This window comes from Kitasatospora sp. NPDC002227 (assembly GCF_040296285.1).
Taxonomy (GTDB): domain Bacteria; phylum Actinomycetota; class Actinomycetes; order Streptomycetales; family Streptomycetaceae; genus Kitasatospora.
The window spans coordinates 1-14,514 of record NZ_JBEOWY010000004.1; the positions used below are offsets into that span (position 1 = coordinate 1).

Annotated in this window: 9 protein-coding genes; 6 read left to right on the forward strand and 3 right to left on the reverse strand. The window is 74.0% G+C overall.

Annotation, left to right across the window (positions count from 1 at the left end):
• Window positions 1–156: 156 nt before the first annotated feature.
• The gene (locus ABT095_RS04970; RefSeq protein ID WP_350527872.1) at window positions 157–702 is read right to left on the reverse strand and encodes an Rv3235 family protein; all 546 of its coding nucleotides are present in this window, start codon (window positions 700–702) and stop codon (window positions 157–159) included.
• 298 nt (window positions 703–1,000) lie between these two features.
• On the opposite strand from ABT095_RS04970, the gene ABT095_RS04975 reads away from it, so the two are divergent.
• Entirely contained in the window at window positions 1,001–2,062 is a 1,062-nt protein-coding gene (locus tag ABT095_RS04975; protein WP_350527873.1) for a patatin-like phospholipase family protein, read from the forward strand.
• 78 nt (window positions 2,063–2,140) lie between these two features.
• Window positions 2,141–2,644, forward strand: coding sequence for a DUF6912 family protein (locus ABT095_RS04980; protein WP_350527874.1), 504 nt, complete (start codon window positions 2,141–2,143; stop codon window positions 2,642–2,644).
• 48 nt (window positions 2,645–2,692) lie between these two features.
• Here the strand turns inward: ABT095_RS04980 and ABT095_RS04985 are convergent, their stop codons facing one another.
• Entirely contained in the window at window positions 2,693–3,211 is a 519-nt protein-coding gene (locus tag ABT095_RS04985) for a P-loop nucleotide/nucleoside kinase family protein (RefSeq protein ID WP_350527875.1), read from the reverse strand.
• Window positions 3,212–3,587: 376 nt separating this feature from the next.
• Here ABT095_RS04985 and ABT095_RS04990 point away from each other — a divergent pair, with 376 nt between their 5' ends.
• The 4 genes from ABT095_RS04990 (at window position 3,588) to ABT095_RS05005 (ending at window position 11,468) form a co-directional block, all read left to right on the forward strand.
• Window positions 3,588–3,965 (forward strand): hypothetical protein, encoded by a 378-nt coding sequence (locus ABT095_RS04990; RefSeq protein WP_350527876.1) that lies wholly within the window; start codon window positions 3,588–3,590, stop codon window positions 3,963–3,965.
• A gap of 60 nt (window positions 3,966–4,025) precedes the next feature.
• Window positions 4,026–4,688 (forward strand): HAD family hydrolase, encoded by a 663-nt coding sequence (locus tag ABT095_RS04995; protein ID WP_350527877.1) that lies wholly within the window; start codon window positions 4,026–4,028, stop codon window positions 4,686–4,688.
• Window positions 4,689–4,783: 95 nt separating this feature from the next.
• The gene (locus ABT095_RS05000) at window positions 4,784–6,217 is read left to right on the forward strand and encodes an aldehyde dehydrogenase family protein (protein WP_502884817.1); all 1,434 of its coding nucleotides are present in this window, start codon (window positions 4,784–4,786) and stop codon (window positions 6,215–6,217) included.
• A gap of 310 nt (window positions 6,218–6,527) precedes the next feature.
• Window positions 6,528–11,468, forward strand: coding sequence for an NAD-glutamate dehydrogenase (locus ABT095_RS05005; RefSeq protein WP_350527878.1), 4,941 nt, complete (start codon window positions 6,528–6,530; stop codon window positions 11,466–11,468).
• Window positions 11,469–11,580: 112 nt separating this feature from the next.
• On the opposite strand, the gene ABT095_RS05010 is transcribed toward ABT095_RS05005, so the two are convergent.
• Window positions 11,581–14,268: an FHA domain-containing protein gene (locus ABT095_RS05010; RefSeq protein ID WP_350528059.1), complete on the reverse strand. Its 2,688-nt coding sequence runs from the start codon at window positions 14,266–14,268 to the stop codon at window positions 11,581–11,583.
• Between the last annotated feature and the right edge of the window lie 246 nt (window positions 14,269–14,514).

The window sequence follows — 14,514 nt, forward strand, 5'->3', positions numbered from 1 at the left end:
CTCACCGGCGAGCGTGCGGTGTTCCTCGACCACGGGGTGGACCTCGAACACTTCGCCGAGCCCGCCGCCCCCGAGCCGGAGCCCGCCGCGCTGGCGACCAGCCACCTCCGTGGCGGGCCGGTCGCGCGGTTCCCCGCGCCCCTGTCGTGCTTCCCGTCAGTGGGCCTCCACCGCGGCGCACTGCCACTGCGCGGTGCGGCGGTGCTGCTCCAGGCGGAAGGCGACCATGTGGTGGCGGGGGCCGAGTTCGACGCGGACGCAGACCTCCAGGGCGCCCGGGCCGGGGACGGAGTCGTGGACCCGGCCCAGGCGGTGGTGGCCGGTGCGGCCGCGGGGGCGCAGCGGGCCGCTGCGGGCCAGGGCGGTGAGCTGGCGGTAGGCCGGGACGGTCGTGTGCCGCTGCAGCTGGCCGGGCGGGCGCAGGCCGGTGAGGACCTCGACCAGGCGCTGGGCGAAGCGGCTGGCCAGCTCGCCGTGGTGGCCGCGGGAGGGGGCGCAGGCGGCCCGGGGGTGGCGCGGCTGCCGGGGTGGTTCGGTGCGCGCCGCCGCGGGCTGGTGGGCCGGCCGGGTGTGCTCGTGCGGGGTGCGGACCGGGCGGCGGCCGGCGGCGGGGTGTGCCGGGTGGCCGGTCGGGTGGACGAGCGGCCGGACGCGGGGGCCCTGGCGGGGCGTCAGGTGCCGTACGGTGCCGGGTTCGAGCATCGGGGACCTCCTGGGTGCTGGCTGCCTCCTTGCTACCCGGGTGCGGGGAGGGTCACAACGACCCCGGTCGCGGCGTCGGCGGGCCGCGGGGGTGTCACCTATTCGGGTGGTGCCCGGGCCGGGGCGGGCGTCCGGGGGGCCGGGGCCGGTTCGGCCGGTTGACGCGGCTGGGCCGGGCGGGGGCGCACGAAGGGGGACGTACACCGGGCGACATTCTGGTGGCGGGACGGTGGCAGTGGCCGTGCTACCGGCCGGTAGGGCGGAGGATGCAGGGAGGCGTACCGAGAGGCGGGTGGGCATGGCGAACCGGTCGGTGCAGGCGGTGGCCCCGGCGCAGGACGCCGCCCCGGGGGCGGACGGCGTGCGGCGCGGGCTGGTGCTCGGCGGGGGCGGGATGCTCGGCGCGGCCTGGACGATCGGGGCGCTCTGCGCGATCGAGGAGACCACCGGCTGGCGGCCGGGCGAGGCCGAGGTGATCCTCGGGACCTCCGCCGGGTCGATCCTGGGCACCATGCTGGCCGCCGGGGTGGGCGCCGCCGAGCTGCGCGACCACCACCTGGGCCGGCCCGTCGTCTCGGGGCCGCTGGCCGGGGTGGAGTTCGACTACGACACGGCGGTGGGCGGTGCCCTGCCGCCCCGGCCGCAGGCGGGGATCGGCTCGCCGGGGCTGCTGCGGGACGCCGTCCGGCATCCGCGGGACTACCCGTTCCTGACCATGGTCTCCGCCGCCGTGCCGACCGGGCGCGGGTCGGTGGCGCCGGTGGGGGAGCTGGTGCGGCGCCTGGTCGGCGCGGACGGCCGGCTGCCGGGCTCGGGCCTGCGGGTGGTGGCCGTGGACTACCGCACCGGGCGGCGGGTCACCTTCGGCGATCCGGACGCGCCGGAGGCGGAGGTCGCGGACGCGGTGATGGCCTCCTGCGCGATCCCCGGCTGGTTCGCCCCGGTGGAGGTGGCCGGCCGCCGGTACGTGGACGGCGGCTGCTGGTCGGCCACCAACGCCGACCTGCTCGTTCCCCGGGGCCTGGACGAGATCTACGTCCTCGCCCCGATGGCCCTGCGCCCCGCCTGGCCGGTGGACGACCGGCAGCGCGGCACCCTCGCGGCGCTGCGCGGCTGGCGCGAACGGGACCGCCCCAAGGGCGTGCTGGCCCAGCTGGTCAGCCGCTACCGCCGCACCGTGACCCGGCAGCTGCTGCGCGAGGCGGCGCAGCTGCGCGCCACCGGTGCCAGGGTCCGGCTGCTCGCCCCGACCCTGGAGGACCTGGTGGTGATGGGCCCCAACATGATGGACTCCGCCCGCCGGGTGGAGGTGCTCGAGGCCGCCCTGCGCACCAGCCGGGTGGGGCTGCCCGCCCGCTAGGCCTTGGGGGGCCTAGGCTTGACCCTTGAGGATCACTCAGGATCACTCAGGATCACCCAGCAGAACCGGAGCACCCTGATGCGCGTGTACGTGCCCACCACCCTGGACGGTCTGGCCGCCGCGCACTCCGGCGGACTGCTCGAGGGCACCGCCGCGTACGCGGTGACTCCGGCGCTGCGCGAGTGGTACGTGAGCGAGGACCTGGAGGAGCTGGAGTACGCGGCGCTGGGCCGGGCGGCGGAGGCCTCCCTGCGGCTGCTCGCGGCGGCTCCGGGGGCGGCCCGGCGGCGGGTCGTGGTGGCGGCGGACGTGGCCGAGTCGGTGGTGCTGCCGTACGACGGCGACGAGTACGAGAACCAGGCCGCGCTGGGCCGGGTCAGCCTGAAGGGCGAGCTGCGCCTGGCCAAGGCGGCCGCCGTGCACGCGGACGTCGCGGAGGCCGAGGCGGACGTCGCGGCCGCCGCCGGGGCCATCGCGGCGGCGGACCAGGGCGACCAGGACGCGCAGTTCACCGTGGACGGTGCGGAGGACCACGAGCTGCTCTGGTTCGCGACCCAGGAGATCCCCGGCCTGCTGGCCTGAGCCGGCCGACGGGTCACGGCGGCCGGCCCGGCCCTCGGCCGGGGGCGACTAGGCCAGTTCCGCGGTCACCGTGGCCGCGACCCGGGCGATGTCGACCTCCCGGTCGGTGTCGACCTCGATCACCCGTCCGAGGCCGAGCGGTACGCCCTCCGCCGCCCAGGCCGCCCACAGCTCGTCCATCGGCCGGTCGTCGTGGTGCACGGCATGCCGGCTGCGCGCTTCGTAGCGCTTCCTCGCCAGCTCCGGCGGCACCCGGCACCAGACCTCCACGACCCGGTCGGCGCCGGCGGTGGCGATCCCGCGCGCGGCGTGCTCCAAGTCCCGCGGCTTGAACCACCAGGAGTCGACGAGCACGAGCCCTGATGCGGCAGCGGCCAGGTTCCAGACCGTCTGCATGGCCACCCTGCCGAGATGCGGTTCCAAGTCCGGCGGGACGGCGTCGGCCAGTGCTTCTTTGACCAAGTCCTTCGAGAGCCAGTGCGCACCCAGCTCACCGGCCAGTGCCGACCCGAGAGTGCTCTTGCCGGAACCCGGCAGTCCGTTCACGATCACGATCCGACTCGTCACTCCAACGAGTGTGCCACACCGGCGAGTTCGGAAACCGTCGAGCGTCAGTGTGTCCGGCGTGACGGAGTGCGTCCTCACCCGCCACGGCGAAGTGGGGCAAAGCATTCCGAATCAACTGGCGGGCCAGCTGAAGTGAATAGCAAGTTGGCTTGAATTCATATCAGCTGAAGTTGTGTCAGGTGTCCCTGACCTGCGGCGGAGCCCGGCGGGAGGGCGGCGGAGGGGGTTGTGAGGGCCGGAGACGGTGGTGGTTCGCGTCAATCCGGACCAGGGCTCCAGGGCTCTGTACGCGAGGACCGGCGAGCTGCCAGAGTCGCGGGGCGGCCGCACGCGAGACACCCCACACGTCACCCTCACCACGCTTCGGGAGTTCCCTATGCGCACCTTCGTTTCCCGTGCCCTGACGGCCGCCGCCCTGGCCGGTACGACCGCGCTGGTCGCCGCGCCGACCGCCCAGGCCGTGCAGATCCGGCCGGCCGCCGTGACCGCCTCGATGAGCTGTTTCGCCGAGCCGATCAACAACAGCCTGGGCTCGGTCACCTGCACCATCAACGCAACGGGCGTGGCGCCGTTCTCGGCCAGCTGGTTCCCGAGCGGCTACTACCAGATCGTCGCCGCCGGTCCGAGCGAGCTGGACCTCACCTGCAACCGCTCCGGGGCCAATGTCTCGGTCACCGCCATCGTCTACGACTACGCCGGGACCCGGACCACGGTCTCCGACTCCGTCGCCTGCCTCACCGGCACCCCGCGCTGACCCGCCGACGCCCTGCCCCGGCCCGGATCGGGGCCGGGGCAGGGCGTTACCGTTGACCGGATGGGGACACCACACATCGTCTGGGACTGGAACGGCACGCTGCTGCACGACATGGGTGCGGTGGTGGCGGCGAGCAATGCCGCCTTCGCGACGATCGGGGTGGCTCCGATCACGTTGGAGACGTACCGGGAGCTGTACTGCTTCCCGATACCGCGGTTCTACGAGCGGTTGCTGGGGCGGGCGCCGAGCGCGGACGAGTGGCGGGTGCTGGACCTGGCGTTCCAGGAGCGGTACGCCGAGTTGAGTCCGGCCTGCGGGCTGACCGACGGGGCGGCGGAGCTGCTGGCCGGGTGGGGGGCGGCGGGGCGGAGCCAGTCGCTGCTGTCGATGCACGAGCACGAGCGGCTGGTGCCGCAGGTGCGGGAGCGGGGGATCGAGGCGCACTTCCTGCGGGTGGACGGCCGGATCGGGCCCTCCGACGGGACGGGGAAGGCCGGGTACCTGCTGCGGCACCTGGCCGCGCTCGGCGAGAGCGTGGACGTGCGGCGGACGGTGCTGATCGGGGACGCCTCGGACGACGCGAAGGCGGCGCTGAACGCCGGCGCGCAGGCGGTGCTGTACACCGGCGGCTCGCACACCCGGGCCAAGCTGGAGGTGCTCGGGGTGCCGGTGGTGGACAGCCTGGCGGAGGCCGTGGAGCTGGCGGAGCGCCTGGTGGCCTGAGCCGCACCTGCTGCCGGGCGTGTCGGCGGGGACGAACCGGGTGAAATGCCGTCAATCTGGATTGACGCGCCGCCAGACCCGAGGGAGCCCCCGCCATGCCCATCGACGCCGTGACCAGGGTGCCGGAGCACGCCGCCGAGCCGGTGCGCGACTACGCCCCCGGCAGCCCCGAGCGGGCGGCGCTGGAGCGGCGGCTGGACGAGCTGGCGGCCGAGCGGCCGCCGTTGCCGATGGTGATCGGCGGCGAGCGGCGCTTCGGCGGCGGCGAGCGGCTGGAGGTGGTGCAGCCGCACCACCATGCCGCCCGGCTCGGGGAGTACGGGAACGCGACCCGGGAGGACGCCGGGCTGGCGGTGGACGCGGCGCTGGCCGCCGGGGCGCAGTGGCGGGCGACGGCGTACGACGACCGGGCCGCCGTGCTGCTGCGGGCGGCGGAGCTGCTGGCCGGGCCCTGGCGGGAGACGGTGGTGGCGGCCGCCGTGCTGGGGGAGTCGCGCAGTGCCCGGCAGGCGGAGCTGGCGGTGTGCGGGCTGGTGGACGGCTGGCGCCGGGCGGTGCGGGAGGCCAAGGAACTGCTGGCCGAGCAGCCGGCGTCGGCGCCGGGGGAGTGGCGACGGGCGGACCACCGGCCGCTGGACGGGTTCGTGTACGTGGCGGCGCCCGCGTCACCGGAGGCCGTGACGGCGCCCGTGCTGCTGGGGAACACGGTGGTCTGGCGGCCGAGGCCCGCCGGGCTGCTCGCCGCGCACCACCTGATGCGCCTGCTGGAGGCCGCCGGCCTGCCGCCCGGGGTGGTCAACCTGGTGACCGGGGACGGGCAGCAGCTCGCCCCGGCCCTGCTGGCCGACCCGGCGCTGGCGGGGGTGTACTCGGGCGAGGGCCACCACCCGGGCGGGCGCGCGAGGGCCGTCGCCGAGCCGGCGGGCCGGGGCTTCCTGGTCGCCCACCGCTCGGCCGATCCGGCGGTGCTGCGGTCGGTGCTGATCCGGGGGGCGTTCGGCGAGCAGAGCCTGGGGCGGGCGTACCTGCCGCGTGGGCTCTGGCAGCAGGTCAAGGACGGGCTGGCGGCCGAGGTGGACGCGCTCCCGGTCGGGGACGTCACCGATCTGACCAACTTCATGGGCGCGCTGCCCGACCGCCAGGCGTACCGGCGGACCACGGCCGCGCTGGAGCGGGCGGTGGAGATCGCGGCGGGCGGCCAGTACGACGAGGCGATCGGCTGGTTCGTCCGGCCGACGGTGCTGGTCGGTGCGGACGACGCCCCCGGCCCGGTGCTCGCCGTCCAGGTGTACGAGGACTGGGCGGAGCAGCTCGGGCGGGTGGCGGCCGCGCCGTGCGGTTCGGTGCTGGCGCGGGAGGGGCAGGCGATCACCGGGGCGGTGGAGCGGTTGCGGTACGCGGCGGCCCGACTGCAGGTCAACGGCCTGCCGGCCCGGCCGGGTGCGGAGCTGCGGCCGTGGATCGACACCCGGACGGTCGCGGAGACGCTGCTGCCGTCGACCGGTCATACCTACCCGCACATGAGGTGAACCGATGAGTAGAGCTGGCAGAGACTGACAGCTTCACGGGCAGGATTGGACAAGGTGTCCAGCGAGGAACGATCTTCCTACGGCTTTGTGCCTCTCTGTCCCCTGACACCTTCGTTTCCTCCGGTTAGGCTGACTGGCGTCGTCGGGTGGCTCCGCAGGGCAAAAGTCCTCATGTACCCGGACGAAGGTCGTTCCATGCGTGGCATGCGCGGTTTTCGTCCGATCCGTGAGGGAGGATTGCGGCAGACCCGGCGGTGATCACCCACCACCACCGAGTCACGCAACGGCGCGCGACAGGAGCCAAGAAGTCATGCAGACCAAGCTGGACGCAGCCAAGGCGGACCTGCTCACGAAGGCAGCGACTGCCGCTGAGAACAGCCAGGTGGGGGGTGCGGCGCCCGGGGAGGGGCTGAGCAACGGCGCGCTCGCCGCGTACCTGCACCACTACTACCTCCACACGGCCCCCGAGGACCTGGTCGACCGGGACCCGGTCGACGTCTACGGCGCGGCCGCCTCGCACTACCGGCTGGGCCTCAAGCGCCCGCAGGGTACCGCCGAGGTCCGGGTGTACACCCCGAGTGTCGAGGAGAACGGCTGGTCCTGCGGCCACACCGTGGTCGAGGTCGTCACCGACGACATGCCCTTCCTGGTCGACTCGGTCACCAACGAGCTGACCCGCCAGGACCGCGGCATCCACGTGGTGATCCACCCGCAGCTGGCCGTCCGCCGTGACATCTCCGGCAAGCTCCTCGAGATCCTCGACATCGACGCCTGCTCCCGCAACCAGGCCGCCGGGGTCGAGTGGCCCGCCGACGCCGTGGTCGAGTCGTGGATGCACATCGAGATCGACCGCGAGACGGACCGCGAGGACCTGCGCACCATCGAGACCAACCTGCGCCGGGTGCTCGGTGACGTCCGCGAGGTCGTCGAGGACTGGTCCAAGATGCGTGACTCGGCCCTGCGCCTGGCCGACGAGCTCGCCGAGCAGCCCCCGGCCCACCTGGCCGAGCAGGAGGTCGGCGAGGCCTGGGAGCTGATGCGCTGGCTGGCCGACGACCACTTCACCTTCCTCGGCTACCGCGAGTACGACCTCGCCGAGCACGAGGGCGAGGAGGTGCTGCGGGCCGTCCCCGGCACCGGCCTCGGCGTGCTGCGCTCCGACCCGCTCAGCCACGACACCGACCACCACCCCGTCAGCGAGGCCTTCGGCCGCCTGAGCGCCCCCGTGCGGGCCAAGGCGCACGAGAAGAAGCTGCTCGTCCTGACCAAGGCCAACAGCCGCGCCACCGTGCACCGCCCGGCCTACCTTGACTACGTCGGCGTCAAGAAGTTCGACGCCGCCGGCAACGTGATCGGCGAGCGCCGCTTCATCGGCCTGCTCTCCTCCGCCGCGTACACCGAGTCCGTCTCCCGCATCCCGGTGGTGCGCCGCAAGGTGCAGGAGGTGCTCGACGGCTCCGGCTTCTCCAGCGAGAGCCACGACGGGCGTGACCTGCTGCAGATCCTGGAGACCTTCCCCCGGGACGAGATCTTCCAGACCCCGGCCGACGAGCTGCGCTCGATCGCCACCAGCGTCCTCTACCTGCAGGAGCGCCGTAAGCTGCGCCTGTTCCTGCGCCAGGACGAGTACGGCCGCTACTTCTCGGCGCTGGTCTACCTGCCGCGCGACCGGTACAACACCCGGGTCCGCGAGAGCCTGACCAAGATCCTGAAGACCGAGCTCAACGGCGACACCGTCGACTACACGATCTACTCCACCGAGTCGGTGCTGACCCGTCTGCACTTCGTGGTGCGGGTCGCGAAGGGCAGCGAGCTGCAGCAGCTCAGCGAGGCCGAGATCGAGCAGATCGAGGCCAAGCTGGCCGAGGCCGCCCGGTTCTGGATGGACAACTTCCACGACCAGCTGCACATCGAGCTGGGCGAGGAGCTGGCCGCCGAGCTCGGCCGCAAGTACGCCACCGCCTTCCCCGACGGCTACCGCGCCGACTTCCCGGCCCGCGCCGCCGTGGCCGACGTCAAGCAGATCGAGTCGCTGAGCGGCGAGGGCGACTTCCGCCTGAACCTCTACCAGCCGGTCGGCGCCGGCGACGACGAGCGCCGCTTCAAGATCTACCGGGTCGGCGGCCCGATCTCGCTCACCGAGGTCCTGCCCGTCCTGCAGCGCCTGGGCGTCGAGGTGCTCGACGAGCACCCGTACGCGCTCACCCGCTCGGACGCCACCACCGCCTGGGTCTACGACTTCGGCCTCAAGCTGCGCGAGGCCACCGGCCTCACCGACGAGGCCCGCGAGCGCTTCCAGGACACCTTCGCGGCCACCTGGACCGGCAAGGCGGAGAACGACGGCTTCAACGAGCTGGTCCTGACCGCCGGGCTGACCTGGCGCCAGGCCGTCGTGCTGCGCGCGCTGGCCAAGTACCTCCGCCAGGCCGGGAGCACGTTCTCCCAGGACTACATGGAGGACGCGCTCCGCAACAACGTCCACGCCACCCGCCTGCTGGTGAACCTCTTCGAGGCCCGCCTGAGCCCGAGCCACCAGTCCGGTGCCGCCGAGCTCACCGAGGGCATCCTGGAGGAGCTGGCCGGGGCCCTGGACGAGGTCGTCTCGCTGGACGAGGACCGCATCCTGCGCTCCTTCCTGCACCTGATCAAGGCCACCCTGCGGACCAACTTCTTCCAGCACTCCGACACCGGCGAGTGGCACTCCTACGTGTCGATGAAGTTCGACCCGCAGGCCATCCCGGACCTCCCGGCGCCGCGCCCGGCCTTCGAGATCTGGGTCTACTCGCCCCAGGTCGAGGGCGTGCACCTGCGCTTCGGCAAGGTCGCCCGAGGCGGCCTGCGCTGGTCCGACCGCCGCGAGGACTTCCGCACCGAGATCCTCGGCCTGGTCAAGGCCCAGATGGTCAAGAACACCGTCATCGTGCCGGTCGGCGCCAAGGGCGGCTTCGTCGCCAAGCAGCTGCCGGACCCGTCGGTCGACCGCGACGCCTGGCTGGCCGAGGGCATCGCCTCGTACAAGACCTTCATCTCGGCGCTGCTCGACATCACCGACAACCTGGTCGCCGGTGCGGTCGTGCACCCCAAGGACGTCGTCCGCCACGACGAGGACGACACCTACCTGGTCGTCGCCGCCGACAAGGGCACCGCGACCTTCTCCGACATCGCCAACGGCGTGGCCGAGTCCTACGGCTTCTGGCTGGGCGACGCCTTCGCCTCCGGCGGCTCGGCGGGCTACGACCACAAGGGCATGGGCATCACCGCCCGCGGTGCCTGGGAGTCGGTCAAGCGCAACTTCCGCGAGCTGGGCGTCGACACCCAGACCCAGGACTTCACCGTCGTCGGCATCGGCGACATGTCCGGTGACGTCTTCGGCAACGGCATGCTGCTCAGCGAGCACATCCGCCTGGTCGCCGCCTTCGACCACCGCCACATCTTCCTCGACCCGAACCCGGACGCGGCCGTCTCCTTCGCCGAGCGCCGCCGCCTGTTCGACGTGCCGCGCAGCTCCTGGGACGACTACGACAAGTCGCTGATCTCGGCCGGCGGCGGCGTCTTCCCGCGTTCCGCCAAGTCGATCCAGCTGAGCTCGCAGGTGCGCACGGCCCTGGGCATCGAGGAGACCCGCCTCACCCCGGCCGAGCTGATGAAGGCCATCCTGCAGGCGCCCGTCGACCTGTTCTGGAACGGCGGCATCGGCACCTACGTCAAGTCCTCGGCCGAGACCAACGCCGAGGTCGGCGACAAGGCCAACGACTCGATCCGCGTCAACGGCGGCCAGGTCCGCGCCCGCGTCATCGGCGAGGGCGGCAACCTGGGCTGCACCCAGCTCGGCCGCATCGAGTACGCGGCCGTCGGCGGCCCCGCCGAGACGGGCGGCTGGATCAACACCGACGCGATCGACAACTCGGCCGGTGTGGACACCTCGGACCACGAGGTCAACATCAAGATCCTGCTCAACCAGGTCGTCGCCGACGGCGACATGACGGTCAAGCAGCGCAACACGCTGCTCGCCGAGATGACCGACGAGGTCGGCCACCTGGTGCTGCGCAACAACTACGCGCAGAACGTCGTGCTGGCCAACGCCGTGGCCCAGGCCGCGAGCATGGTCGACGTCCACGCCCGCATGATCAACCGCCTGGAGGCGGCCGGCCAGCTCGACCGCGCGCTGGAGTACCTGCCCGCGGACAAGCTGATCCGCGAGCGCCAGCAGGCCGGGCGCGGGCTCTCCCAGCCCGAGCTGTCGGTGCTGCTCGCCTACACCAAGATCACGATGGCCGACGAGCTGCTCGCCACCGACCTGCCGGACGACCAGTACTTCCGCACCACGCTGCACGAGTACTTCCCGACCGCCCTGCAGGCCCGCTTCGCCGACGCGATCGACAAGCACCCGCTGCGCCGGGAGATCATCACCACGCTGATCGTCAACGACACGATCAACCGCGGTGGCTGCACCTTCGCCTTCCGTCTCCGCGAGGAGACGGGCGCGACCTACGAGGAGGTCGCCCGCACGCACGCCGCGGCGCGCGCCGTCTTCGGCCTGGAGCAGATCTGGGACGAGGTCGAGGGCCTGGACAACCTGGTCTCCGCCGCCGCGCAGACCAAGATGCGCCTGCACTCGCGCCGCCTGGTCGAGCGGGCCACCCGGTGGATGCTCAACAACCGGCGCCAGCCGCTGGACATCGCGGGCACCATCGAGTTCTTCCGCGACCGGGCCAACCAGGTCTGGGGCAGCCTGCCCAAGCCGCTGCGCGGCGAGGACCTGGCCTGGTTCGAGTCGGTCTACCAGGAGCTCGCCGAGGCGGGCGTGCCGGACGCACTGGCGACGCGGATCGCGGGGCTCTCCTCCGCCTTCCCGACGCTGGACATCGTCGGGGTCGCCGACCGCTCGGGCGCGGACGTCATGGACGTCGCCGAGCTGTACTACGACCTGGCCGACCGCCTGCAGATCACCCACCTGCTGGACCGGATCATCGACCTCCCGCGGACCGACCGCTGGTCCTCGATGGCCCGTGCGGCGATCCGTGAGGACCTGTTCGCGGCGCACGCGGCACTGACGGCCGACATCCTCGGCTGCGGCACGGAGGGCTCCTCGCCGGAGGAGCGGTACGACGCCTGGGCCGAGCTCAACGCGACGCTGCTGAGCCGGGCGAAGACCACGCTCGACGACATAAGGGGTTCGGACAACTACGAGCTGTCGAGCCTGTCGGTGGCGATGCGAGTCATTCGCACGCTGCTCCGCGCTGCGCGCTGAGCGGAACCACCAGGGGCGCGGGGAACTGCGCGGGTGCGGAAGGTGACGGCCGGTCGCCTTCCGACTCGCGCAGTTCCCCGCGCCCCTTGGTGTTGCAACTGAACGGGGTTGCCTAGCTGACAGCGGCGCGCTGCAGGGCGCTCGCGAGCAGCGCCAGGTCGGTGGGGCCGTTGCCCAGTTCGCGGACGGGGCGGTGGGTGGGCGGGGCGCCGAGCTGGGTGGGGTCTATGGCGACCACGGTGGGGCGGAGGGTGGCGGTGCGGGGGATGCGGCCGCTGACGCGGGCGGTCTGGAAGGCGGTCACGCCGCCGTCGGGACGGCGGAGGTAGCCGCGGCCGGGGGTGTCGGGGGCCAGGGCGGCCGCGTCCGAGAGGTGGATGAGCAGATCGGAGTCGGCCGGGTCGGCCGCGCGCAGCGCGATCCGCAGGAGGGCCAGGTCGTCGAGCTCGGTGCCCGCCGTCTCCTCGGGGGCGCCGGTGGTGGCCACCAGGTGGATGCCGACACGGCCGCCGCGCTGGGCGACGGCGGCGAGCGAACGGGCCAGCGGGCGGCCGGCGGGGGAGGTCGGGGCGAGCAGGGCGTCGTAGTCGTCCACCACGATGACCTGTCGGGCGGGTGCGTCGCCCCGGGCCTCCGGAGCCTTGCGGGGAGCGGCGAGCGGAAGGCCGCCGGGACCGCCGCCGGCCGTCACCAGCGAGGGGGAGGACAGCCGGAGCTCGGAGAGCCAGGCCGTGAAGTCGAGCTCACCGAAGAGGGCCTCACGGTGCGTCAGCTCGTCCAGCAGGGCCTCGGCGGTGACTATCGCCTGGCGTGGGTCGGCCGCCGCGTCCAGATGGGCGGTGACGTGCGGCAGGTCCGCGCAGCCCTGCAGCTCGCCGCCCTCGGTGGCGGCCCGGGCCTCGACGATCTGGATGGCGAGCCGCTCGGGCCGCTCGGAGACGGCGAGCGAGGCGACCAGGGTGCGCAGCAGCTCGGTCTTGCCGGAGCCCTTGGCGCCGCCGACCAGCAGGTGGGGGCCACCGCCCTCGGCGGGGTCGATCAGGTCGGGGTCGGCCAGGTCGACGGTGCAGAGGTCGTCCCGGGTGGTCCCGAGCAGGGCGGTGGCGGTGCCGGGGGTCACCGGCAGGGCGGCCCAGCGGGCGGAGAGCTTGCTGGGGGTGACGCTGTCCAGGTGGAGCAGGTCGAGCAGGCGCAGTGCCTCGGGCAGCGGGCCCCGGCTGGTGGGGGTGGCCTCGCGCAGGGGGGCCAGCGCCCGGGCCAGCCGCTCGGCCCAGGCGGCGGAGACGGCGTCGAGGGCGATCTCCTCGACCCGCCCGGCCGGGGTGGTGAGGGTGAGCTGGGTGGCGACCTCGCCGGTCACCACGGCGGTGGCGCCGACGGCGGGCAGGTCGTCCGGGTGCTCGGCCAGGCAGACGGGGAAGACGCCGAGGGCCGGGCCCTGGCGCAGCAGCAGTTCGAGCAGGCGGCGGGCTTCGGGGCTGCCCACGTCCCCGTCGACCAGGACGACGGTGGCGGGCGGCCGGGCGGCGGGCTCCAGCGAGCTGAGCTCGGCGAGCCGGGCCTCGGCCTGGGCGGGGTCCAGGGCGACCAGCCGACGGCAGTCCTGCCCGTGGGTGGGGAGCAGGTGGGGGAGCCAGAGCGCCCAGGACCAGTCGGCCACGGCCGGCTCGCCGGCGCTGACCAGCACGAGGCTCAGCGCGCTCGGCGGGTGCAGCGCGGCGAGCTGGGCGATCACGGCGCGGGCCAGCCCCGCGAGACGGTCGCGCGGACCGGCCAGGCCCAGGCTGCCGACGGCGCGCAGCTCGACCGCGACGGGGACGTCCGGCAGCAGGGTGCCCGGGGCGGTGCCGGGGCCGCCCGGCCGGGCGGCGGTGCCCAGGCGCAGGGTGAGCGAGTCGGGGTGGTGGGGCCCGCGCTCCCAGAGCCGGGGGCCCGGGGTGAGCGCGGCGAGCAGCAGGGCGGCCGGGTCGGGGTGGCGCTCGCGCAGTGCGGCGGCCTGCCGGGTGGCGGCGGCCGTGTGCTGCTGGGCGGGGCTGGGGGCCTCGGGGGTGCGCGGGCGGCGGCGGCCGAGCAGCGAGCGGGCCCGGCCGGGGGCGGTGGGCTGCTCGGGCTCGGGGGCGGGTGCGGGCGCGGCGGTGGCGGGCCGGGCCGGCGGGGCGGCGGCCAGCTCGAGGTGGCCCTGCCCGTCCGGGGCGGCCGGGCGGGGCTCGGCGGGCTCGGGGCGGGCGAGCTGCAGGGTGGACTCGCCGAGCCGCAGGAGTGCGCCTTCGGGCAGTTCGGCGGGCTCGCCGCGCAGGAAGCGCCCGTCCAGGGTGGTGCCGTTGGTGGAGCCGAGGTCCTGCACGGTGACCTGCCCGTCGGCGGCCAGGTGCAGGGCCAGGTGCAGCCGGGAGACGTCCGGGTCGTCCAGCGGTACGTCGGCCTCGCTGGAGCGGCCGACGCTGATCTGCTCGCCGTGCAGGCGGTGCACGCCGCCCGCGTCCGGCCCGCCGACCACGCGCAGCTCGGCGCTGGCGGGGCGGGCGGCCTCCTCGGCGTCCGGGTCCGGCTCGTTCAGGCTCAGCACGGCGCCGTCCAGCAGCGGCGGGTGGCCCAGCAGCGCCTGCTCGTCGAGGCGGCGGGCCCCGGCGTAGAGGTGCACATGGGTCGCGGAGCGCGGGCCGCGTACGCCCACCGCGCCCGCGAGCGCCCCCGCGACGGTGCCGAGCGGTGTGCCGACCGGGGCGGTGACGAGCACGTCGGTGGCGGCCTGGGAGGTCTGGCCGCTGCGCGGTCGGAGGACGGTCAGCCGGATCTGCATCTCGCCCGTGGTCCCTTCTTCGTACCGCTCGGCCGGAGCCCGCAGGTGTGGTGCTGCCATCTTGCCAGCAGGCACCGACCGTCCGCGCACGGTACCGGATTTGACGATCTTGCGATGATCGACATGGTGGAGCCGACACCCTGTCAGGTCAAGGTACGCCCCGGCGGGCGGCCGTCGAGGGCCCGGGGCACCGGCCGCCGCACCTCGGATTCGCCGCCGTACGCGGTTAGAGTTGCCGGAAACACG